Annotated in this window: 17 protein-coding genes; 12 read left to right on the top strand and 5 right to left on the bottom strand. The window is 71.6% G+C overall.

What is annotated here, in order from left to right:
- Positions 1–113: 113 nt before the first annotated feature.
- The 6 genes from V7E46_RS11975 (at position 114) to V7E46_RS11950 (ending at position 8,344) form a co-directional block, all read left to right on the top strand.
- Complete coding sequence (locus V7E46_RS11975) at positions 114–1,157, top strand: LacI family DNA-binding transcriptional regulator (RefSeq protein ID WP_333768401.1); 1,044 nt, start codon at positions 114–116, stop codon at positions 1,155–1,157.
- A 168-nt stretch (positions 1,158–1,325) separates the two neighbouring features.
- Entirely contained in the window at positions 1,326–2,588 is a 1,263-nt protein-coding gene (locus V7E46_RS11970; RefSeq protein ID WP_333768400.1) for an ABC transporter substrate-binding protein, read from the top strand.
- Positions 2,589–2,631: 43 nt separating this feature from the next.
- Positions 2,632–3,594, top strand: coding sequence for a carbohydrate ABC transporter permease (locus V7E46_RS11965; RefSeq protein WP_333768399.1), 963 nt, complete (start codon positions 2,632–2,634; stop codon positions 3,592–3,594).
- 104 nt (positions 3,595–3,698) lie between these two features.
- Positions 3,699–4,460, top strand: coding sequence for a carbohydrate ABC transporter permease (locus V7E46_RS11960; RefSeq protein ID WP_333768422.1), 762 nt, complete (start codon positions 3,699–3,701; stop codon positions 4,458–4,460).
- A 57-nt stretch (positions 4,461–4,517) separates the two neighbouring features.
- Positions 4,518–6,527 (top strand): glycoside hydrolase family 31 protein, encoded by a 2,010-nt coding sequence (locus tag V7E46_RS11955; RefSeq protein WP_333768398.1) that lies wholly within the window; start codon positions 4,518–4,520, stop codon positions 6,525–6,527.
- Positions 6,524–8,344 carry a beta-xylosidase gene (locus tag V7E46_RS11950; RefSeq protein ID WP_333768397.1) on the top strand — a complete coding sequence of 607 codons (1,821 nt, stop codon included), beginning with the start codon at positions 6,524–6,526 and terminating at the stop codon, positions 8,342–8,344. Before V7E46_RS11955 ends, V7E46_RS11950 begins: the two co-directional genes overlap by 4 nt.
- 252 nt (positions 8,345–8,596) lie before the next feature.
- Here V7E46_RS11950 and V7E46_RS11945 read toward each other — a convergent pair whose 3' ends face one another.
- From V7E46_RS11945 to V7E46_RS11935, 3 genes are all read right to left on the bottom strand, one after another.
- A complete protein-coding gene (locus V7E46_RS11945) occupies positions 8,597–9,469 on the bottom strand; it encodes a SigB/SigF/SigG family RNA polymerase sigma factor (protein ID WP_329171878.1) in 873 nt (290 codons plus the stop codon).
- 101 nt (positions 9,470–9,570) lie between these two features.
- The gene (locus V7E46_RS11940) at positions 9,571–10,566 is read right to left on the bottom strand and encodes an acetylxylan esterase (RefSeq protein ID WP_333768396.1); all 996 of its coding nucleotides are present in this window, start codon (positions 10,564–10,566) and stop codon (positions 9,571–9,573) included.
- A 395-nt stretch (positions 10,567–10,961) separates the two neighbouring features.
- Positions 10,962–11,525, bottom strand: coding sequence for a GNAT family N-acetyltransferase (locus tag V7E46_RS11935; RefSeq protein WP_333768395.1), 564 nt, complete (start codon positions 11,523–11,525; stop codon positions 10,962–10,964).
- Positions 11,526–11,773: 248 nt separating this feature from the next.
- Between V7E46_RS11935 and V7E46_RS11930 the strand changes: the two genes are divergently transcribed.
- The 3 genes from V7E46_RS11930 (at position 11,774) to glgC (ending at position 14,769) form a co-directional block, all read left to right on the top strand.
- Positions 11,774–12,199: a nitroreductase family deazaflavin-dependent oxidoreductase gene (locus V7E46_RS11930; RefSeq protein WP_333768394.1), complete on the top strand. Its 426-nt coding sequence runs from the start codon at positions 11,774–11,776 to the stop codon at positions 12,197–12,199.
- Between the two features lie 61 nt (positions 12,200–12,260).
- On the top strand, positions 12,261–13,427 hold the full coding sequence (glgA, locus tag V7E46_RS11925) for a glycogen synthase (RefSeq protein ID WP_333768421.1): 1,167 nt from the start codon (positions 12,261–12,263) through the stop codon (positions 13,425–13,427).
- Positions 13,428–13,551: 124 nt separating this feature from the next.
- A complete protein-coding gene (gene glgC / locus V7E46_RS11920) occupies positions 13,552–14,769 on the top strand; it encodes a glucose-1-phosphate adenylyltransferase (protein ID WP_333768393.1) in 1,218 nt (405 codons plus the stop codon).
- Positions 14,770–14,801: 32 nt separating this feature from the next.
- Here glgC and V7E46_RS11915 read toward each other — a convergent pair whose 3' ends face one another.
- On the bottom strand, positions 14,802–17,888 hold the full coding sequence (locus tag V7E46_RS11915; protein ID WP_333768392.1) for a GH92 family glycosyl hydrolase: 3,087 nt from the start codon (positions 17,886–17,888) through the stop codon (positions 14,802–14,804).
- Between the two features lie 314 nt (positions 17,889–18,202).
- Between V7E46_RS11915 and V7E46_RS11910 the strand changes: the two genes are divergently transcribed.
- A complete protein-coding gene (locus V7E46_RS11910; RefSeq protein WP_333768391.1) occupies positions 18,203–18,781 on the top strand; it encodes an ATP-binding cassette domain-containing protein in 579 nt (192 codons plus the stop codon).
- A 126-nt stretch (positions 18,782–18,907) separates the two neighbouring features.
- Positions 18,908–19,915 (top strand): LacI family DNA-binding transcriptional regulator, encoded by a 1,008-nt coding sequence (locus tag V7E46_RS11905; RefSeq protein ID WP_333768390.1) that lies wholly within the window; start codon positions 18,908–18,910, stop codon positions 19,913–19,915.
- Positions 19,916–19,997: 82 nt separating this feature from the next.
- Here the strand turns inward: V7E46_RS11905 and V7E46_RS11900 are convergent, their stop codons facing one another.
- Positions 19,998–20,834, bottom strand: a complete 837-nt coding sequence (locus tag V7E46_RS11900; RefSeq protein WP_333768389.1) for an aldo/keto reductase — start codon at positions 20,832–20,834, stop codon at positions 19,998–20,000.
- A 391-nt stretch (positions 20,835–21,225) separates the two neighbouring features.
- Between V7E46_RS11900 and V7E46_RS11895 the strand changes: the two genes are divergently transcribed.
- Positions 21,226–22,272, top strand: coding sequence for a LacI family DNA-binding transcriptional regulator (locus V7E46_RS11895; protein ID WP_329171859.1), 1,047 nt, complete (start codon positions 21,226–21,228; stop codon positions 22,270–22,272).
- Positions 22,273–22,380 lie beyond the last annotated feature (108 nt).

Here is a 22,380-nt window from a genome sequence, read left to right as displayed (position 1 = left end):
ACACCTCAGCGAGGCGAGGCGGGGCGGGGCAGTCGGCGGTCCGGCAGCCCGGCGGCTCGGTGCTACAACAGCTCCACAGCTCGGCGGTTCAACGGTGACGACGGGGTCGGTCAATGACGGTGACGATTGCGGATGTCGCGCGGCACGCGGGTGTGTCGCGCAGCACGGTGTCGTATGTGCTCAGCGGCAACCGCACCATCTCGCCGGAGACCATCAAGCGGGTCGAGGGCAGCATCGCGGCCCTCGGCTTCCGGCCGCACGCCGGGGCGCGGTCGATCCGTACCCGCCGCACCGGAGTGATCGCCATGGCGCTGCCGATGGTGCACGGCCCGCACAACCAGGTGCAGATGCCGTACGTCTGGGCGGCCCTGACCGCCGCCCAGGACAGCGGCCTGAAGGTGCTGATGCTCACCGACGACGACGGGGAGGCGGCGATCAGGGACGCGGTCGCCAGCGCCCTGGTCGACGGGGTGATGCTGATGGAGGTGCAGCGGCACGATCCGCGGATTCCGCTGCTCACCCGGCTCAAGTGCCCCGCGGTGCTGGTCGGCACCCCCGATGAGCCGCACGGGCTGCCCCGGGTGGACTTCGACTTCGCGCTGGCCGCCAGGGCGTGCGCGGACCACCTGCACGACTCGGGCCACACCGAGGTCGGCTACCTCGGGCAGCCGCCCGAGGCGTTCGGCCGGGACGTCGCCTACGCCGTGCACGCCAGGGAATCCGTACTGGCCGCGCTGGAGTCCCGCGGTCAGCGCACCGTGTGGGCGGCCTGCGACCCGACGCCCGCCGGGGTGGTCAGCGCGCTGGACGACCTGCTGGCCAGGCAGCCGGGACTGACCGCGCTGATCGTCTACAACGAGCGGGTCCTGCCGCTGGTCAGGGACCGGCTGGCCGGGCTCGGCCACCGGGTGCCCGACGACATCTCGCTCATCGCGATCTGCCCCGACGACGAGGCCGAGCGGTGCGATCCGCCGCTGACCTCGGTGTCGCTGCCCGCGGAAGAACTGGCCAGGGCCGCGGTCCGCAGCCTCGCCCGGCGGATCGAGGGGGAGGAGCTGCCGGCCGAGACGCTGCTGGCGCCGACCCTGAAGATCCGGGCGAGCACCGGGCCGCGGCGCGGCTTCGCCGGCGACGGCCCCCGGCGGGGCCGTACCTGAACGGGCGTCGGGCGGGCCCGGTCCACGGCGCGAGCCGGGCCGCTCCGTCGCCACTGTCGAATTGATTCGAATGCCCGGCGGCGCAACTGTCACCGCAGCTCCTCAGTACCCGCCGCCGCCGGGCTCCTTGACCACAGCTCAGTACCGAACCGTGAAAGGCACGTCATCATGAGCCGCTTGCTTCGTACGTCCCGCCTGCTCCGCCCGGCCGCAAGACCCGGCACGCTGGCCGCACTCGCCGCCGCCGGGGCGCTCACGCTGGCCGCCTGCGGCACCGGCTCGGGCTCCGGCGGTTCCGCCGGCGCGCCGGACACCCTCACCGAGATCGACTACTACGACGCGGCGCCGCAGAACACCCAGCTGCCGCAGATCCTCGGCGAGTGCGCCGCCAGGACCGGGGTGAAGATCAAGCACCAGCAGGTGCCGCGCGCCCAGTTCATGCCGAAGCTGCTCCAGCAGGCGTCCGCCCGCACCCTGCCCGACCTGGCCCTGATCGACAACCCCGACCTGCAGCAGCTCGCTGCCACCGGCGGCCTGGTGTCGCTGTCCAAGGCCGGGCTGAGCACCGACGGCCTCTACCCGTCGATCGTGCAGGCCGGGCAGTACCAGGGCCAGACGTACGGCATAGCGCCCGGCGTCAACGGCCTGGCGCTCTACTACAACACCGACCTGTTCACCCAGGCGGGCCTCAAGCCGCCCACCACCTGGGACGAGCTGACCGCTGACGCCAGGAAGCTGACCCACGGCTCCCGCCACGGCGTGGCCTTCAGCGCGGTCGGCACCGAGGAGGGCACCTTCCAGTTCGAGCCGTTCTTCTGGACCGCGGGCGCGAGCCTGAAAGCGCTGGACTCCCCGCAGGCGGTACAGGCGCTCACCTTGTGGAAGGACCTGGTCGGCTCGGGTTCCGCGTCCAAGTCCGTGGTGACCTGGACCCAGGCCGACGTCAACGACCAGTTCATGGCGGGGAACGCCGCGATGATGGTCAACGGCCCCTGGCAGCTGCCGACCCTGAACGCCGACAAGAAGCTGCACTTCGGCGTCGTCCCCATCCCGATCCCCGGCCCCGGCGCCAAGCCCGTCACCCCGCTGGGCGGCGAGGTCTGGACCGTCGGGCACAGCAATGCCGCCCGCGAGGCCAAGGCCGTCACCGTGGTCAAGTGCCTGCTCGGCCACGACGAGAGCGCCACATGGTCCAAGGACGCCGGCTACATCCCGAGCAATCAGCGGGCCGCCGCGCAACTGGCCGCCAGTGACCGGCAGCTGGACGCCTTCGTGCAGGAGGTCGGCACCGCGAAGGCCAGGACCAGCGAGCTGGGCACCGGCTACCCCAAGGTCAGCCAGGCCCTCGCCGACGCCATCCAGGCGGCACTGGCCGGCGGCACCAGCCCCGAGAAGGCGCTGTCCCAGGCCCAGAGCGCGGCGCGGAACTGACCGCGGCCCCGACCCCGATCACGTACCAGACGGGAAGCGCACCATGTCCACCACCGTTCAGGGCAGGCCGGCCGCGGTGACCGCGGCCGCCGCCGCACCCGGCGGGCGCAGCCGCGGACCCGCGCGAGCCCGCTGGGCGGCCGTCGCCTTCGTGGCCCCCGCGTGGCTCTACGTCGCCGGCTTCTACCTCTACCCCCTGGCCAGCAGCATCCGCATGGGCTTCCAGGACTACACCGTCTCGTCGTTCTACACCGGTGTGGCGCCCTACGTCGGCTGGGACAACTACAGCAAGGTCTTCCACGACAGCCACTTCGGCCGCACGGTGCTCAACACCGTTGTCTTCACCGCCGGTTCGCTGGTCTTCCAGTTCGCCCTCGGGCTGGCGCTCGCGGTGTTCTTCAACCGGAGGTTCCCGCTCGGCGGCCCGCTGCGCTCGCTGCTGCTGGTGCCGTGGCTGCTGCCCCTGGTGGTGTCGGGCACCGCCTGGCGGTGGATCCTCGACACCGACTCGGGAGTGCTCAACCACGCCCTGCTGCAACTCCACCTGATCGGCCGCCCGGTGCCCTGGCTGGCCAGCACCCATGACGCGCTGACCGCCGTGACGCTGGTCAACATCTGGGTCGGCATCCCGTTCAACATGGTCATCCTCTACGGCGGTCTGCAGAGCATCCCCGGCGAGCTGTACGAGGCCGCGGCGCTGGACGGCGCGGGCGGATGGCAGCGCTTCCGGCACATCACCCTGCCGCTGCTGCGGCCGGTCACCGCCGTGGTGCTCACCCTCGGCCTGATCTACACCCTCAAGGTCTTCGACGTGATCATGATCCTCACCCAGGGCGGTCCCGCGGGCTCCTCGCAGACGCTGACCACCTTCGCGTACAACCTGTCCTTCCAGCAGCTGGAGTTCGGCCGCGGTGCGGCCGTGGGCAATCTGCTCATCGTGGTCGCGGTGGTCTTCGCCGTGGTCTATCTGCGTGCCACCCGCGAGCAGCGGCAGGCCGGCCGATGAGGGCCGCGGCGAACCGGCGGACCGGCCGGACCACCGCCCCGCGCGGCGGCGGGCGAGGAGCCGGGGGAGCGTACACCGCGGTCGCGCTGCTGATCCTCGCGGTGATGCTCTTCCCGCTGTACTGGATGCTGGACGCCTCGCTGCTGCCGTCCGCCGACCTGGTCAAGAGCTCGCCGACCTGGATCCCGCTGCACGGCACCCTCCAGGGCTACCGCAGGGCGCTGTCCAGCCAGGGCAGCCACCTGCTGGTCAGCCTCGGCGTGTCGGCCGGCACCGTCGTACTGGTGCTGCTGATCGCGGTGCCCGCCGCCTACGGGCTGGCCCAGCTGCGGGCTCCCGGCGGGCGGCTGCTGACCTTCGCCTTCCTGATCGCCCAGATGATCCCCGGCGTGGTGATGGCCAACTCCTTCTACACCGCGGCCGGCAAGCTGCACCTGCTCGACTCGCCGCTGGCCCTGATCCTCGCCGACTCGACGCTGTGCGTGCCGTTCGCGGTGCTGGTCCTCCAGGCGGCGATGCGCGGGGTGCCGGCCGAGCTGAGCGAGGCCGCGGTGCTCGACGGGGCGTCGAGGCTGCACACCCTGCTGTCGGTGATCCTGCCGGTCAGCCGGAACGCCGTGGTCACCGCGAGCCTGTTCTCGTTCCTCTTCGCCTGGGCCGACTTCCTCTTCGCGGTCACCCTGACCACCAGGGACGACCGGGCGCCGGTCACCGTCGGCATCTACCGCTTCATCGGCGCGCACCTGAGCGACTGGAACAGCGTGATGGCCACCGGGATCATCGCGTCCCTGCCCGCGGCCGTGCTGCTCGTCGTCGCACAGCGCTACGTCGCCGCCGGTGTCACCAGCGGCGCGGTCAAGGACTGACCGGCCACCGCCGGCCGCGCGCCCGTACGTCCGTACCACGAACCGAGGAGAAAGACCTTGCCGTCCGCCTTCACCCAGCTCCCGAACCTCCTGCGGTGGCGACACGGCCACCACGTGCTGGAGATCCAGCCGTGGGGTCCCGACAGCGTCCGGGTGCGGGCCGGCGTCCACCGGGTCGCCGTCGGCCTGCCCGGCGCGCTCGACCCCGGGGCCGCGACAGCCGCGGACGCCGCCGTGGAGATCCACGACACCCACGCCGCCCTCACCAACGGGCTGCTGCGGATCACCGTCGGCGCCGCCGACGGTCTGGTCACCGCGACCCGCACCGACACCGGCGAGGAACTGCTGCGCGAGGAGCCGCCGCACTTCTGGTGGCCCGGCGCCCGGCACTTCGAGTCGGCCGGCGGCGGCCTGCACCGTATCGAGCAGCGCTTCGCCGCCTACGACGGCGAGCGCATCCACGGCCTGGGCCAGCACGGCCACGGCCGCTTCGACCAGAAGGGCACGGTGCTCGAACTCCAGCAGCGCAACGGGGAGGTGTCCATCCCCTTCGCGGTCTCCAGCCGCGGCTACGGCTTCCTGTGGAACAGCCCCGCCGTCGGCCGGGTGGAATTCGCCGTGAACGGCACCCGCTGGGTCGCCGACCGGGCCAGGCAGCTCGACTACTGGCTCACCGCCGGCCGCACCCCCGCCGACATCCTCGGCCACTACGCCGACGCCACAGGCCACGCCCCGGCCTTCCCGCGCTGGGCCTCGGGCCTGTGGCAGAGCAAGCTGCGCTACCGCAACCAGGCCGAAGTCCTCGACGTGGCCCACGAGTACGCCCGACGCGGCCTGCCGCTGTCGGTGATCGTCATCGACTACCTGCACTGGCGCAACCTCGGCGACTGGGACTTCGACCGCCGCGACTGGCCCGACCCGCGCGGCATGGTCGGCGAACTGCGCGCGCTGGGCGTCGAGGTGGCGGTCTCGGTCTGGCCCTCGGTGAGCCCGCTGTCCGAGGGCTACGCCGCGCTCCGCGACGCCGGACAGCTGGTGGCCACCTACAGCGGGGCGACCGTGCACGCCGACTGGCCCGACACCGAGGAGGCGCCCGAGGGCATCGGCGTCGCCTTCTACGACGCCACCGACCCGGCGGCCAGGGCCGCCCTGTGGGACCGCCTCCAGGAGAACTACTACAAACTGGGCATCCGCGCCTTCTGGCTGGACGCCTGCGAGCCCGAGATGCGCCCGGGACACCCGCACAACCTCGACTACGCGGCGGGCAGCGGCTCCGAGGTCGCCAACCTCTACCCGCGCGAGCACGCCCGCGGCATCCACGAACACCTCACCGCGCAGGGCGAGACCGAGGTGCTGTCGCTGGTCAGATCTGCCTGGGCCGGATCGCAGCGCTACGGCGCCGCCCTGTGGTCGGGCGACATCCCCGCGACCTTCGACGCGCTCGCCGACTCGATACGCGCCGGCCTCAACGTCGCCCTGAGCGGCATCCCGTGGTGGACCACCGACATCGGCGGCTTCCACGGCGGCGACCCGGACGACGATCACTACCGCGAACTGATGGTCCGCTGGTTCCAGTTCGCCGCCTTCTGCCCGCTGCTGCGGCTGCACGGCCACCGCGAACCGCGGGTCTTCCACGGCCCGATCGGCGTCGGCGGCGGCCCCAACGAGATCTGGTCGTACGGCGAGCGGGCGCAGGCCGCCATGACCGCCGCCCTGCACCTGCGCGAACGCCTGCGCCCGTACCTGCACGAGCAGCTCGCGGCCGGCCGCGCCGACGGGCTGCCGCTGATCCGCCCGCTGCTGCTGGAATTCCCCGCCGACGCGGCCGGCTGGGACATCGACGACCAGTTCCTGTGCGGCCGGGACCTGCTGGTGGCCCCGGTCCTGCGGCCGGGCGCCACCGAGCGCCGGGTCTACCTGCCGGCCGGCGCCGAATGGAAGGACCTCGCCGCCGGCACCGTCCACCGGGGCGGGCGGTGGGTGACCGCCGCCGCCCCGCTGGACACCGTCCCGCTCTTCCTCCGCGACCACGCCGATCCCTTCACCCCCCTCAGGGAGACACGATGAAACGCACCACGACAGGGAAGTCCGCCGCACGCCACGGACGGCGCCCCCGGACGCTGCCCGTGCTCGCCGCGCTCGGCGCCGCCGCCCTGGCCGCGGCGGCCCTCAGCCCGGTGCCCGCGGCAGCCGCGGACTCCGAGGTCACCATCGACCTGGCAACCCAGGGCGCAGCCCCCACCGCGGTCGGCTCCGGCTTCCTCTACGGCCTCAGCCAGGACGGCTCCGCGCCCGCCGACAGCCTGCTCCAGCCGCTCAAGCCCGCGCTCTTCCGCGGCGGCGGCGCCCGGATCGCCGGCGGCGGCTGGCTCGGCGACGGCTACACCGCGGGATCCGGCTACCGGATACGGATCAACTCGGCGCTGTCCCAGGCCCGCCGGGTCACCGCGGCGCCCTACCACGCGACCTACCACCTGCTGGTCTCCGACGTCTGGGGTGCCGACACCACCCAGCCGGCGAACACCGTCTACCCCTGCGACAACGGCGACTGCTCCAACTGGACCGCCTTCATCGACAAGCTGGTCGCCGACGTGCAGGCGTCCGGCGTACCGGTCGCGTACGACATATGGAACGAGCCGGACGGTACCGGCTTCTGGCAGCGCGGCGTCAACAGCGCCCAGTACTACCGGATGTGGGACACCGCGGTCCGGGAGATCCGCCGCCTGGTGCCGTCCGCGCAGATCGCCGGCCCCTCCTACAGCGGCTACAACCACGGCTGGCTCGACTCCTGGCTCGGGCAGGCCAAGGCCGACAACACCCTGCCGAACGTGCTCAACTGGCACTTCGGCGACGACCCGGCCGCCGACGCCGCCGACGCGCGGGCCCTGGAGTCCGCGCACGGCATCGCCCCGCTGCCGCTGACCATCAACGAGTACCTCTTCTCGCAGCAGCAGAACTCCGCCTACACCGCGTGGTTCCTCGACCGGCTCTCCGCCTCAGGCGTCACCGCCGCCGCCCACGCGATCTGGTCGGACTGCTGCGGCGCGGGCACCCTGGACTCGCTGCTCGTCGGCGGGCAGCGCACCGGTCAGTGGTGGGTCTACCAGGCGTACGCGCGGCTCAGCGGCCGGCTGCTCGGCACCACCGGCAGCGGCGGTGCCGCCGTCGCCGCGGGCTCCGACCCGGCCGCCCACCAGGTGCTGGCGCTGCTCGGCAACAACTCGGGCCAGGGCGGCACCACCACCGTCACCGTGCGGAACCTGTCGGCGGCCTCCTGGCTGATCAACAACAACGCGGTGCACGCCACCGTCCAGCGCATCCCCGACCAGAGCCCGCTCGACGCGCCCGTCACCGTCTTCGACGGCGACGTGACCCCGTCCGGCGGCGCCCTGCACGTGCCGGTCACCCGCACCAGCGGCTCCGACGCCTACACCGTCACCCTCACCCCGGGCAACGGCAGCAGCGGCCCGGTCGACCCGACCGTGGTGGTGGACGGCACCGATACCGATACCGCCGACCTGGACCACTTCGGCTACGGCGCGAACTGGGGCGTCACGAACGGCGTCAGCGACATGTACCAGCAGACCGCGAACTGGTCCTTCACCGGCGGCGCGGTGGCGACCTTCACCTTCCGCGGCACCCGGGTCGCCCTGCACGCGGTGCGCGACACCGACCAGGGGATCATGTCCCTGTCCGTGGACGGCGGCGCGCCGGTCGCCGTCGACAACTACGCGGCGAGCCGCAACGCCTCGGGCGTGGTGTGGACCAGCCCGCAGCTGACCGCGGGGCCGCACACCCTGACGATCACCAACACCGGACAGCGCAACGGCGCCAGCGGCGGTACCAACATCGCCCTGGACCGGGCCGACGTCACACCGTCCTGACCCGTACGTCCCCGTCCTCCCACGCACGAAGCGGGGGGGGGGGGGGGGGGGGGGGGGGGGGGGGGGGGGGGGGGGGGGGGGGGGGGGGGGGGGGGGGGGGGGGGGGGGGGGGGGGGGGGGGGGGGGGGGGGGNCCCCCCCCCCCCCCCCCCCCCCCCCCCCCCCCCCCCCCCCCCCCCCCCCCCCCCCCCCCCCCCCCCCCCCCCCCCCCCCCCCCCCCCCCCCCCCCCCCCGCGGGCGGTGACGGCCGCGGTCAGTCCTCGGTCATCAGTCCCGAGCGCAGCTTGGTGACGATACGGCTGAGCAGCCGCGACACGTGCATCTGCGAGCAGCCCAGCTGCTCACCGATCTGCGCCTGGGTGAGCTCCTCGCCGAACCGCAGCCGCAGCAGCAGCCGGTCGCGCTCGGGCAGCTTCTCGATCAGCGGGGCCAGGGTGTGGAAGTCCTCGAAAAGGTCGAGCGCCGGGTCGCACTCGCCGACGGTCTCGCCGAGGGAGCGGCCCTCGCCGTCGCCGTCGCCGTCGCTGTAGGGGATGTCGATGGAGCCCGCGGTGTAGCCGTTGGCGGCCACCAGACCCTCGATGACCTCCTGCTCGGACAGCTCCAGGTGCGCGGCCAGCTCCGCCACCGTCGGGTCGCGGTCCAGCTCAAGCGCGAGCGTCTCCTTGGCCTTGCTCAGCTCCACCCGCAGCTCCTGCAGGCGGCGCGGCACATGCACCGCCCAGCTGGTGTCGCGGAAGAAGCGCTTCATCTCCCCGACGATGTACGGCACCGCGAAAGTGGTGAACTCCGTCTCACGGGAGAGGTCGAACCGGTCGATCGCCTTGATCAGGCCGATCGTGCCGACCTGCACGATCTCCTCGAGGTCGGTCGCCGGCCGGTTGCGGTAGCGCCCGGCGGCGAAGCGCACCAGCGACAGGTTCATCTCGATCAACGTGTTGCGTGCGTAGCTGTAGGCCGCGGTGCCCTCCTCCATTTCCTGGAGGCGGTCGAAGAACATCTTCGACAGGGTCCGCGCGTCCTGCGGCGCCACGGCCGTCGCATCGTCGATCAACGGCAGCCCGCCGGTTGTGGCTTCCGGTCCGCTCGGCCACCGTGCGTCCTGCGGCACCACGCGCGTCGCCATCGCCGACCTGCCCGTGCATTCCGTCTGCTCAACTGTTGGGGTCACGTCATCGCCTCGCACTCGTACGACTGGTGCCGACCGTCTTCCCCGGCTTTCGCATCCTATGCATTTTTGTTTCGGGTTTTGTTCTGGGCGAGCTTTCCCGGCAGCCACCGCAGCTGCTCGACCTGCTGGTGCGGGCCGCCGCCCTCGTGGCCGTTGAAGTCGTAGACCTCGATCTGCTTGTCCTCGCCCGCGTAGGCGTTGAAGGCGGCGAAGACGGTGGAGGGCGGGCAGGTCTCGTCCTCCAGCGCGGTGGAGAACAGCGCGGGCGCCCGGCCGCGGGCGGCGAAGTGGACGCCGTCGAAGTACGCCAGGGTGTCCAGCACCCGGACCTTGCGGTCGCGGTGGACCGACAGGTATTTGCCCACCTCGCGGTAGGGGAGGGCGTCGGTGAGGGTGATGGCCCGCGGGAAGTCGCACAAGAAAGGTACATCGGGGGCAATTGCTGCCAAGTCGGACACCAGGCCGCCGACCGCCACCGTGATGCCGCCGCCCTGGCTGATGCCCGCGGCCACGGTACGGGCCGGGTCGGCCAGCGGGTGGGAGCGGGCGGCCTCCACCGCGCGCACGGCGTCGGTGAAGACCCTGCGGTAGTAGAAGTCGTACGGGTCGTCGATGCCGCGGGTCAGGAAACCGGGGGAGGCGGGGCTGCTGCCCACCGGGTCCTCGGTGTCGCCGGTCGACCACCCGCTGCCCTGGCCGCGGGTGTCCATCACGAAGTGCGCGTAACCCGCCGACGCCCACAACAGGTGGGTGTGCGCCAGGCCGCGGCCGCCGCCGTAGCCGATGAATTCCACCACGACCGGCAGCGGCTCGCTCGTGCCCGCCGGTACGGTGAACCAGCCCTTGACCGGGTGGCCGCCGAAGCCCGCGAAGGTCACGTCATAGGAATCCACCGTCGTAAGGCCGGTCGATACCCTCTCGAATCGGGCGTCGAGCTCGTACTGCCGTGCCTGGCCGAGTGTGTCGGTCCAGAACTGGTCGAAGTCGGCCGGCTCGACGGAACCGCTGCGACGGGCGCGGAGCTGGTCGAGCGGCAGGTCGAAGAGGGCCATCGGTAGTCCTTCGCGGCTGGGCGGTGGTCGATCACCCATACCGTACGTCCTGCGGGAGCCGCGCAGAAGCCCCCGCTTAACCGGTTGAGCGAGGGCTTCGTGCCGGCGGACGGCCGGACGGGTCCCGTGGGCTGCGCCACCGCGACCGCCCGGCGGTCCAAGTCGTGCCGGATCGTGACGAATTCATGCGAGTTGATGAGATTCGAGCTGGTTCGTGCTGACTCGTGCCCAAAAACGAGGAATGTGGGGGGATGGCTTGTGATCAGCGCTTCGCGTCACCGTTGCCGGCGGGCCGGCCTCGGCCCGGGTCGGTCGTGCAGCCGCCCTTGCGGCAGTTCACGTCGGGGCAGGACATGGTGGTCACCTCTTCTCTGCGAGGTCGTCACTTCTCTTTGTCATGTCGTCGGGTCTGCGAGGTCGTCCGGCATGCAGTCGAACAGCAGTTTGTCGACCCGCCGGCCGTGCCACAGTGCGGCACTGCGCAACCGCCCGGCCGCCCGGAACCCGGCCTTGAGGTACGCGTTCACCGCGGGGGTGTGGGGCGCCGGCACTTCGAGCCACACCGAGTTGAGCGAGGCGATCGTGAACGCCCATTCGAGGGTCAGCGCGGTGGCCTCCGCCGCATAGCCGCGGCCGCGCTGCTCGGGGGCGATCACCAGGGTGAACTCGGCGCTGTTGACGGACATGTCGACGCTGAGGGCGGTGGTACCCACCGGGATTGCGTCCGGTGTGGTGATCACCTCGAAGAGTTGGTAGTGAGCCGATGTGTGGCTGGTGCGGAAGCGGTCCCGGAAGACCTCCCAGGACACCGGCCAGCGGGCGCCGAAGCCGACGACGGTCGCCGGGTCGGTCTCCCACCGGTGGTATTCCTGCATCATTTCTTCCCTCGCCAGTGCCAACGCCACCCGCGCCCCGGCGCGCAGCGGGACGGGTGCGGTCGGTGGGGTGTTGGTCCTCACGGTCTTGTCTCTCCTGTGTGTGCCCGGGCTCCGACCCTCGCAGCCGTCCATAAAGCGTCAATCCACCGGCGGTCCGACTGGGGCAGATCCGCCGAATTGCCGCCGTAGCGGCGGCCGTGTGCTTCATCGGGCCGCCGCGCCGGTCGCTCACGGCGACCGGTGGTCGCCGCGGGTGAGCCCGGCGGGTCCCAGCAGTCGCTTCGATAGGCTGACACCACATCAGCCATCACGGACTAAGGGAGCAGTACATGAGTGAGGCCGAGGACTTCAACGCGCGGATTGTGGCCGAATTCCGTGCCAACCACGGGAAGGTCGGCGGAAATTTCGAGGGAGCCCCGCTGCTTCTTCTGCACAACACGGGAGCCCGCAGCGGACGGAAGATCGTCAAACCGATGATGTACCTGCGCGACGGCGACCGTTATCTGGTGTTCGCCTCCAAGGGCGGCGCCCCGGAGAATCCCGCCTGGTACCACAACCTCGTCGCGCACCCCGACGTCGAGATCGAGGTCGGCGACGAGACGATCCCGGTCCGCGCCGAGGTGCTGACCGGTGAGGAGCGGGACCGCAAATACGCCGAGCAGGCGGCGCTCTACCCCGGTTTCGCCGACTACCAGGAGAAGACCGACCGGATCATCCCGGTAGTGGCCCTGGTTCCGAGCGTTTCCGCGCGGTAGCCGGCCGCTGATCGGGGAAGGCAACAGGCACGCGAGTGTTCGAAGGCGGGAGAGGGTGCTGGTGAAGGTCGGGCTGCTGACTCGGGAGTATCCGCCGGATGTGTACGGCGGAGCCGGGGTCCACGTGGAATTCCTGGCGCGGGAGTTGCGCGCGCTGGTCGATGTCGAGGTGCACTGCTGGGGCGACGCCGCAGCCGAGGACGGCGTGGTCAGGCACCGCGCGCCGACGTCCCTCGACGGCGCCAACGACGCGCTGCGCACCTTCTCCGTCGATCTGGCGATGGCCGCCGCCCTCCAGGGCCGCGACCTGGTGCACTCCCACACCTGGTACGCCAATCTGGCCGGGCACATCAGCAAGCTGCTCTACGGCGTCCCGCACATCCTCACCGCCCACTCCCTGGAACCGCTGCGGCCCTGGAAGGCCGAACAGCTCGGCGGCGGCTACGCACTGTCGAGCTGGGCGGAGCAGACGGCGATGGAGTCCGCCGACGCGGTGGTCGCGGTCTCCGACGGGATGCGCCGCGACATCCTGTCCTGCTATCCCGCGCTCACCCCCGAGCGCGTCCACGTCATACGCAACGGCATCGACACCGCCACCTACCGCCCCGACGAGCGCACCGATGTGCTGCGCAGGATCGGCATCGACCCCGACCGCCCCTATGTGCTCTTCGTCGGCCGCATCACCCGGCAGAAGGGCGTACCGCACCTGCTGCGGGCGGCCAGGGAGCTCGACCCGGCGGCGCAGCTGGTGCTGTGCGCCGGCGCCCCCGACACCCCTGCGCTGGACCGCGAATTCCGCGCGCTGTTCGACGAGCTGAACGCGGTGCGCGACGGTGTGCACTGGATCCCGGCGATGCTGCCGCGCCCCGCCGTCGTCCAGCTGCTCACCCATGCCGCGGTCTTCGCCTGTCCCTCGGTCTACGAACCGCTGGGCATCGTCAACCTGGAGGCGATGGCCTGCGGCACCGCCGTGGTCGCCTCCGCAGTCGGCGGTATCCCCGAGGTCGTCGAGGACGGCGACACCGGACTTCTGGTGCCCTACGACGAGCAGCGCCCGGCGGACTTCGAGGCCGGACTCGCCGCCGCGCTCAACCGGCTGATCGCCGACCCGGCGCAGGCCGCCGCCCTCGGCGCGGCCGGGCGGGAACGCGCAGTGCGGGAATTCGGTTGGGACACCGTCGCCCGCCGTACGGTCGAGCTTTACGAAAAAGTGCTCGCCGCCGGGTAGCGGAGGCAGGAAAAGAAAAATCCGGGGCAGGACGCGGTAGAGATGCGCCGCCGCCGTGGGACAGTTCGGCAGTTCGGGCAAGGCAGCAGGCGGCAGGGCGGAACACGACACAAGGGGGACGTCGATGCGCGGTGGACCTACAGTGCTGGGCATAGTGCTGGCGGGCGGAGCGGGTAAACGGCTGATGCCGCTCACCACCGACCGGGCGAAACCAGCAGTGACCTTCGGCGGCACGTACCGCCTGGTGGACTTCGTGCTGTCCAACCTGGTCAACGGCGGCATGATGCGGATCTGTGTGCTGACCCAGTACAAATCGCACTCCCTGGACCGGCATGTGACCACGACCTGGCGGATGTCCAGCGTGCTGGGCAACTACGTCACCCCGGTGCCCGCCCAGCAGCGGCTCGGCCCGCGCTGGTATCTGGGCAGCGCCGACGCGATCCTGCAGTCGCTCAACCTGGTGTACGACGAGCAGCCCGACTACGTCGCGGTCTTCGGCGCGGACCACGTCTACCGGATGGACCCGCGGCAGATGCTCGAACAGCACGTCGAGCACGGAGCCGGCGTCACCGTCGCGGGCATCAAGGTGCCGCGCACCGAGGCCTCGGGCTTCGGGGTGATCTCGCCGGCCGCGGACGGCATCTCGGTGGAGCGCTTCCTGGAGAAGCCCGCGGACCCGCCGGGCCTGCCGGGCGACCCCTCGCAGGTGTTCGCCTCGATGGGCAACTACCTCTTCACCACCAAGACGCTGATCGACGCGCTGCACGAGGACGCCGAGGACCCGCAGTCGGTGCACGACATGGGCGGCAGCATCCTGCCGCGGCTCACCGCGGCGGGTGTCGCGCAGGTCTACGACTTCGACACCAACCATGTGCCGGGCGAGACCGCCCGCGACCACGGCTACTGGCGGGACGTCGGCACCCTGGACGCGTACTACGACGCGCACATGGACCTGATCTCCGACCAGCCCGCCTTCAGCCTCTACAACCGGCGCTGGCCGATCTACACCCACCCTGGCCAGCTGCCGCCGGCCAAGATCGCGGCCGGCGGCATCGTGGGGGAGTCGGTGATCAGCCCCGGCTGCGTGATCCGCGGCCAGGTCACCCGCTCGGTGCTGTCGCCCGGCGTGGTGGTCGACGCGGGCGCGGTGGTGCAGGGTTCCGTGCTGCACGACAACGTACGGGTCGGGCGCGGCGCGATCGTCCGCGGCGCGGTGCTCGACAAGAACGTGGACGTGCCGCCGGGCGCCACCATCGGGGTGAACCCCGACCGCGACCGTGAGCTGTACACGGTGTCCGCGGCCGGGGTCATCGCCCTGGGCAAGGCCCAGCTGGTGCAGTGAGGGCGCGGCCCCCGCTCACCGGCCGGCGGGGGTCAGCTCACCGACCACTGCTGGTTGGTGCCGCCGTTGCAGGTCCAGACGTCCAGCTGGGTGCCGCTGGCGGAGTTCGAACCCGGTACGTCCAGGCACTTGTTGGCCGCGGCGTTGATCAACTGCTTGCCGCTGACCGTCCACTTCTGCGCAGTGCTGCCGTTGCAGTCCCACAGCTGGACCAGGGTGCCGTCCGCGGTGCCGCTGTTGGAGTCGTCCAGGCACTTGCCGAGGGCGCCCACCGTACCGTCGGTGCCGACGGTCCACTGCTGGGCGCCCGAGCCGTTGCAGTCCCACAGCTGCACATGGGTGCCGTTGGCGGTGCCGGAGTTGGCGATGTCCACGCACTTGCCGGCCAGGCCCGTGATGGCGTGCGCGCTCGCGCCGGTGGACTGGCCGTAGACCTCCAGTTCGTAGATACGGGCCGCGGTGTCGCCGCCGGTGTTGGTGGGCGCGGAGATCGCCAGCCGGACGTAGCGTGCCTGCCGCGGGGTGATGGTGTGGTAGGTGCGGCTGGAGCGTGATCCGGTGACCGATACCGCGGAGGACCAGGTGCTGTTGTCGGTGCTGGTCTGGATCTGGAAGGCGCCGGTGTTCCAGCTGGTGTCCTCGCCGCCGAGACCGGCGTGCTTGACCACGAAGGACCCCACGGTCTGCGCCGACCCGAGGTCGACGGTCAGCGTCGGGTTCGCCGCCTTGGAGCACCACTTGCTGTTGTTCTTGAGCGAGTTGTCGACAGCCTTGTCACCGGACTCCGCCGTACCGCACGGGGTGGAAGCGGTGACCGCCTTGCCCTGCGCCAGGTTGGTGCCCAGGCTCGGCGCGGCCGGCACCGCGGTGGCCCCGTCCTGGAAGGACGGCGGCACGTCCGAGGCGCCGGTGCCCCAACTGCTGCTCGGCGCCGCGCCCATGGTGTAGTCGAGGGTGCCGCCGGCGGCCAGGTCCGGGTAGCGCAGGTAGTTGTGGCTGGTGGCGGCGCCGTTGACCTTCAGGCCCTGCACGTAGCCGCCGCTGCCGGAGGCGTTGATGGTGATGTTGCCGCCGGGCCGCTGGAGCAGCACCGAGGGGAACTGCGGGCCGTTGACGGCCAGGGTGTCCGCGCCGGGGGTGGCCGGGTACATCCCGAGCGCCGCCCACACGTACCACGCGGAGGTCGCCCCGAGGTCGTCGTTGCCGGGCAGGCCGCCGGCGCCGGTGGTGAAGGACTCGGTCATCACCTTGCGGACCGCGTCCGCGGTGCCCGCGGGGTCTCGGGCGAAGTTGTACGCCCACGGCACACCGTGCTCCGGCTCGTTGCCGATGTAGTAGTACGGCAGGCTCTGACCGGCGTTGACCTGGGTGAAGTGGTGGTCGAGCCGCTGCGCCGCGGTCGTGGGACCGCCCATGTCGTTGATCAGGTCGGCGAAGTCGTACGGCACCATCCAGGTGTACTGCGCCGCGTTGCCCTCGGTGAAGTTGCTCGGGCTCGCCGGGTTCAGCGGCCACGACCAGCTGCCGTCGGAGTTGCGCGGCTGCACATAGCCCGACTCGGTGCTGTAGGTGTTGCGCCACCACTGGGCGCGGGTCATGTGCGTGGTGTAACTGGCGGTGTTGCCCAGCGCCTTGGCGAACTGCGCCACCGCGAAGTCCGACGCGCTGTACTCGAGCGAGTCCGAGGGCTCGCTCAGGAAGTGCTGGCTGGTGTATGCGCCCTGATTGCCGCGGATCGGCGAGCCCTGCGCCGTACCGCCGTTGGAGGCCTTCTCCATCAGCGACAGCGCGGCGGCGGTGTCGAAGTCCCGCACCCCGAAGGCGTACATGCTGCTGACGATGATCGGCCCGGGGTCGCCGGTCATCACGAAGTCCTCGGCCGTCTGCTGCGACCACTTGGGCAGCAGTCCGCCCTGCTGGCCGTCCAGCACCATCGACTTGGCGATGTCGGCCGCCTCGGTCGGTGCGATCAGCGCGACCAGCGCCGCCCACGAGCGGTAGATGTCCCAGCCGGAGTAGTTCTGGTAGACCGGCCGGGTCGAGTTGTGCACCGCTCCGTCGAAGCCGCGGTAGTCGCCGTTGACGTCGCTGGAGATGTTGGGGCTCTGGAAGACGTGGTAGAGCGAGGTGTAGAACTTCTTGAGGTCCGCGGCCGCGCCACCGGTGACCTGGGCGCGGTTGAGCATGGAATTCCAGGACGTGTCGGCCGCGGTGCGGGTCGCGTTGAAGTCCCAGCCGTTGTTCTCGGCCGTCAGGTTGGCCTGGGCGCCCGCCACGCTCACGTACGACAGGCCGATCTTGGTCTGCACGGTCTGGCTGCCGGTGGTGTCGAAGGTGACGTAGGCGCCGGTGTTGGTGCCCGAGGTGCTGGCCGAGCCGGCCGAGACCGTCCCGCCGCTCCAGGTGCCGAAGGCCGAGGGGGCGCGGTCGAAGCGGATGTCGAAGTAGATCTGGTAGGTCTTCGACGAGCCGCAGAAGCCGCCGGCGGTCACGCTGCCGGTCACCTCCGAGCCGCTGACCTTCACCGAGCCGCTGCGGTTGCCGGTCGCGCTGCGGCCGGTGTTGATCAGCAGGCTCGCGCTGGTGGTCGAGGGGTACGTCAGCCTCGCCATGCCGGTGCGGGTGGTGGCCGTCAGCTCCACGCCGGTGCCGTACTTGTCCAGCCGGTTCTTGTAGTAGCCGGGCACGGCCGTCTCGTTGGCCTTGGTGTACGCCGACGCGTAGCCCGTCCAGTTGCTGCCGGGGGAGGTGCTGATCGCGCCGGTGACCGGCATCAGCGGCAGGTCCTCGTTGTTGGGACAGCCCGCACCGTCGAAGTGGGTGAGGCTGAAGTCCTCGATCGACCCGTCGGAGTAGCGGTAGCCCGACGGCGAGGCGGTCGGCGTGTCGGGGCTGAACTGCACGCCGCCGAAGGGCGTCACGGCCCCCGGGTAGGTGCTGCCGCCCGCGCCGCCGCCGACCGGGTTGGGGGCGTTGCTGTCGTCGGAGCCGACGAACGGGTCGACGTACTGCGTGAGGTTGGCGTTGGCGGCATGGGCGGGGGCCGAACTGAGGCCGCCGACGCCGAGGGCGGCCAGCAACAGGGCGCTCAGGGCGCCCGCGGTTTTGCTTCTGAGCACGGGAGGGAGCACGGAGGACCACCTTCTCGTGGAGGCGGCGGGCCGCGGATGACGCACGGCGAGCGCCTCGGGGCATGGGGGGATGCTCATAGGGGGATGTGAACGTTACCAAGCGAATCAGCATTTTGATGTGTACCTGATGTGATGTCAAGGGTCCGCACGGTGACCGGGAAGCCGGGTCAGCTGCCGTCGCCGTCGGCTCAAGGCGACCTCTGGCGCGACGTATTGACACGCTGTCAGCCCGCCCGCACAATCCCGGAACGTTTGCGAACGTTACCAAGGCACCGCGTGACCACGACGCTGGGAGACAGCCGATGGCACAACCACTCCTGGAAGCCCGAGGCCTGACCAAGCGGTTCGGCCACGTCAGGGCGCTCCAGGACGCCGACTTCACCGCCTACCCGGGCGAGGCCGCCGCCCTGGTCGGTGACAGCGGCGCCGGCAAGAGCAGCCTCGTCAAAACCCTGCCAGGCGCCATCCGACCCGACGGCGGCCAGATCCTGGTCGACGGCGGCCCCGTCGAGCTGGCCGGCCCGCTCGACGCCAGGCGGTACGGCATCGAGACCGTCTGCCAGGACCTGGCCCTCGCCCCCGGCCTCGACGCCGCGGCCGACCTGCACCTGGGCCGGGAGCTCTTCCGCGGCGGCCTGCTCGGCCGGCCCGGGGTCCTCGACCGCGCCGCCGTGCGCCGCTCCGCCGTCGCCGCCTTCGCCGAACGGGGCGCCGACCTCCAGGACGTCGGCGCCCTCGGCCGGCAGGGGGTCGACCAGGCGCTCGCCGCGATCGACAAGAAGAAGGTCACCACCAGGATCGGCACCGACATGGTCGCCATCACCAAGGCGAACACGGACCAGCCCGGCATCAGGAAGTTCTTCTGCCAAGCCGCCTTATGAACCGGGGAGCCCGGTCACCCGCCCGGAGCCCCGCCTGCCATCATCGACGCACGAGCCGGCCGGCCGCCGGTCACCGGTATCCGCCGGTCACCGGCCCGGCCGGCCTGCACAGCGACGAGGAGGCCCGTGAAACGCCCGACGATGAAGGACGTGGCCCGCGCAGCCGGGGTCAGTCCCATGACGGTCTCCCGGGTCGTCGCGGGCGAAGCGGGGGTCGCCCCCGAGACGGCCGCCCGGGTCGGCCAGGCGGTGCGCAGACTCGGCTACCAGCGCAACGACAACGCCCGCAGCCTGCGCCAGAAGAACCTCGGCACCTCCACCATCGGCCTGGTCGTGGACGATCTGGCCAACCCCTTCTACGCCCTGATGGCCCGTTCGGTGGAGGACGAGGCCCACCGCCGCGGCCATGTGGTGCTGGTCGGCAGCACCAACGACGAGCCGCAGCGCGAACGCGAGGTGATCGCCGCCTTCACCGCCCGCCAGGTGGACGGCCTGATCATCGTCCCCACCATCGGCAGCCACGGCTTCCTCAAACGCCCCATGGACGGCGGTACGCAGGTGGTCTGTGTCGACCGCCCCGCCAAGGGCCTCGCCGTCGACACCGTCACCGTCGACAACCGGGCCGCCGCCGGACGGGCCGTCACCCACCTGCTCGGCCACGGCCACACCCGGATCGCCTACCTCGGCGACCGCTTCGACATCTGGACGCAGGCCGAGCGCTACGCCGGCTACCTCGACGCGCTCGCCGCCCACGGCATAGCCGAGGACCCCGCGCTCGTCCGGCACGAACTGCGCTCCCACCCGCAGGCCAGGGACGCACTCGCCGTGCTGCGCACACTGCCCGACCCGCCGACCGCGCTGTTCACCAGCAACGACCTGATCACTCTCGGCGTCCTCGACGGCCTGGACCATCCCGCGCCGCTCGCCCTGGTCGGCTTCGACGACCTGCCGCTCGGCGAACGGCTCACCCCGCCGCTGACCGTGGTCAGCCAGGACCCGGTGGCGCTCGGCGGTACCGCCGCCAACCTGCTCTTCTCCCGTATCGCGGGCGACCGCTCGGCGCCGCGCTCGGTGGTGCTGCTCACCCGCTTCGTGGTCCGCGGCTCCGGCGAATTCCGCACGGCGGCCGGCTGAGGCGGGGATTCCGGGGGCGCATCCACGGGGGCGCGTGTGCGCCGGCGTGCGCATGGCGCGCGCCGGCGCACGGACGGCCGGATCAGCCCGGTACGTAGTTGAAGGTGTCCGGGTCCGGGCCGGTGCGCTCGCCGCGGTCCAGCGCGCTGATCGCGTCGACGTCGTCCTGGGTGAGGTCGAAGTCGAAGAGCCGGAAATTCTCCGCCACCCGGGCGGGCGTCACGGACTTGGGGAAGACGATGTCCCCGCGCTGCAGATGCCAGCGCAGCGTTACCTGCGCGGGAGTGCGGTCGAGCCGCTCGGCGATCGCCGTGATCACCGGGTCGTCCAGCACCTTGCCCTGGGCGATCGGCGACCACGCCTCGGTCGCGATGCCGTGGGCGGTGTCGAAGGCGCGGACGTCGTCCTGGGTGAGATACGGATGGACCTCGATCTGGTTGACCGCGGGGACGGTGCCGGTCTCCTCCAGCAGCCGCTCCACGTGGTGCGGCTGGAAGTTGGACACCCCGATGGCCTTGACCCTGCCCGAGCGCAGGATCTCCTCCAGCGCCTTCCAGGTCTCGACGTAGTCGCCCACCTCGGGCAGCGGCCAGTGGATGAGGAAGAGGTCGAGGTATTCGAGCCCGAGGTCGTCCAGGGTGCGGGCGAATGCGGAGAGCGCGTCCCCGTAGGCGTGGTGGCCGTTGTTGAGCTTGCTGGTGACGAAGACCTCGCCGCGAGGCAGGCCCGAGTCCCTGACGGCCTGGCCGACCTCCTTCTCGTTGCCGTACATCTGCGCGGTGTCGATGTGCCGGTAACCGATGTCCAGTGCGGTGCGCACCGCCTCCCGGGTGTCCTGCGGCTCGATCTGGTAGGTCCCGAAGCCCAGTTGCGGTATCGCGATGCCGTTGTTGAGCGTGAGACCGGGGATGTGGGTCATGGGTGCTTCCCTTGCTCGCCTTGGCTGTCCTTGATGCTTCCGGCGGTCCCGCGGCGCCACCGCCGGCCACGGCCCGGCGACCGGAGCGCGGCCCCTCACCCACCGTAACGGCGGACCGCGGGATCGTCCTCCCGGCGGCTTCCCGCGCAGGTCCCCGGCAACCCCCCGACCTGGCTCCCCGGCTGCCCGCGACGGCCGTGCCCGGCTCTCCCGCGGTGTCCGAGCGGGCGGCAGCCTCTTTCGGAGAGCGCTCTCACGGCGGGCGGCGAGCCGATACGCTGTGGCTGGCCACCGCCTGTGCACCGCCCGTCACGGGGCCCGCGCTTCCCGTGGGTGCTCATGCCGTTCCGCGTTCCGTCCCGCGTTCCGCCGCGCGAAGGAGGACTCCCCGTTGTCCGCTCCGTCCCCCGTCTCCCGCCCCACGCTCGAAGCCGTCGCGGCGCGGGCCGGGGTGTCGCGAGCCACCGTGTCGCGGGTGGTCAACGGGGGAGCGGGGGTGCGCGGACCGCTGGCGGAAAGAGTGCGCGCGGCGGTCGACGAACTCGGGTACGTGCCCAACCAGGCGGCCCGCACCCTGGTCACCCGGCGCAACGGCGCCATCGCCGTGGTCGTCGCGGAACCCGAGTCCCGGTTCTTCACCGACCCCTTCTTCGCCCAGCAGGTGCGCGGCATCAGCAGGGAGCTGGCCGCGCACGACAACCAGCTGGTGCTGCTGCTCACCGGGGGCGCCGCGGACCACGAGCGGGTCGGCCGCTATCTGACCGGCGGGCATGTGGACGGCGCGCTGATCTTCTCGCTGCACGCCGACGACTCGCTGCCGGTCATCGCCCGCAAGGCGGGCGTGCCCACGGTGATCGGCGGCCGTCCCACCTGGCCCGACCCGGACACCCGGCGCCGCACCCTCTACGTCGACTGCGACAACCGCGGCGGCGCGCGGGACGCGGTACGCCGCCTGCTGGCGCTCGGCCGCCGCCGGATCGTGCACATAGCGGGACCGCTGGACCAGCCCGCCTCTGTCGACCGGCTCGACGGCTTCCGCGACGTGCTGCCCGGTATCGGCACCGCGATGATCGCCGAGGGCGACTTCACGCCCGAGGGGGGCGCCCGGGCCATGGAGCGGCTGCTGGAGCGCTCTCCTGACCTCGACGGGGTCTTCGCCGCCTCCGACGTGATGGCCTCGGGCGCGCTGCGGGTGCTGCGGGCCCGCGGCCGGCGGGTGCCGGACGACGTGGCGGTGGTCGGCTTCGACGACATGGTGTCGGTGGCGGAGTGGACCGACCCGCCGCTGACCACGATCAGGCAGGACATCGAGGAGATGGGCCGGCTGATGGCGCAGCTGCTGCTGCACGCCCTGGAGCCGTCGACCGACCCGGACGGCGTGCCCGCGGTGTCCTCGATCATCACCCCGACCCGGCTGGTGGTGCGCGCCTCCGCCTGAGGCGTACCGCGGGCTCGTACCGGGTGCCCCGGGAGGCCTGGGGCCGGGGAGAGCGCTCTCCCGCGATTCATGGCGAAAGCAGCCCCACGCCCCGCCCGCCCCCCGAGG

This window comes from Streptomyces sp. IBSBF 2435, assembly GCF_036815005.1.
Taxonomy (GTDB): Bacteria; Actinomycetota; Actinomycetes; order Streptomycetales; family Streptomycetaceae; genus Actinacidiphila.
The sequence above is the reverse complement of the archived record's forward strand: the minus strand, read 5'-3'. Positions and strand labels throughout refer to the sequence as shown.

Excerpts from the sequence above, each read along its gene's own strand:
- V7E46_RS11950 (WP_333768397.1), top strand. The coding sequence starts at position 6,524 with ATGAAACGCACCACGACAGGGAAGTCCGCCGCACGCCACGGACGGCGC.
- V7E46_RS11960 (WP_333768422.1), top strand. The coding sequence starts at position 3,699 with ATGCTCTTCCCGCTGTACTGGATGCTGGACGCCTCGCTGCTGCCGTCC.
- V7E46_RS11910 (WP_333768391.1), top strand. The coding sequence starts at position 18,203 with ATGGCACAACCACTCCTGGAAGCCCGAGGCCTGACCAAGCGGTTCGGC.
- V7E46_RS11965 (WP_333768399.1), top strand. The coding sequence starts at position 2,632 with ATGTCCACCACCGTTCAGGGCAGGCCGGCCGCGGTGACCGCGGCCGCC.
- V7E46_RS11970 (WP_333768400.1), top strand. The coding sequence starts at position 1,326 with ATGAGCCGCTTGCTTCGTACGTCCCGCCTGCTCCGCCCGGCCGCAAGA.
- V7E46_RS11975 (WP_333768401.1), top strand. The coding sequence starts at position 114 with ATGACGGTGACGATTGCGGATGTCGCGCGGCACGCGGGTGTGTCGCGC.
- V7E46_RS11940 (WP_333768396.1), bottom strand. The coding sequence starts at position 10,566 with ATGGCCCTCTTCGACCTGCCGCTCGACCAGCTCCGCGCCCGTCGCAGC.
- V7E46_RS11930 (WP_333768394.1), top strand. The coding sequence starts at position 11,774 with ATGAGTGAGGCCGAGGACTTCAACGCGCGGATTGTGGCCGAATTCCGT.
- V7E46_RS11900 (WP_333768389.1), bottom strand. The coding sequence starts at position 20,834 with ATGACCCACATCCCCGGTCTCACGCTCAACAACGGCATCGCGATACCG.
- V7E46_RS11945 (WP_329171878.1), bottom strand. The coding sequence starts at position 9,469 with ATGGCGACGCGCGTGGTGCCGCAGGACGCACGGTGGCCGAGCGGACCG.
- glgC (WP_333768393.1), top strand. The coding sequence starts at position 13,552 with ATGCGCGGTGGACCTACAGTGCTGGGCATAGTGCTGGCGGGCGGAGCG.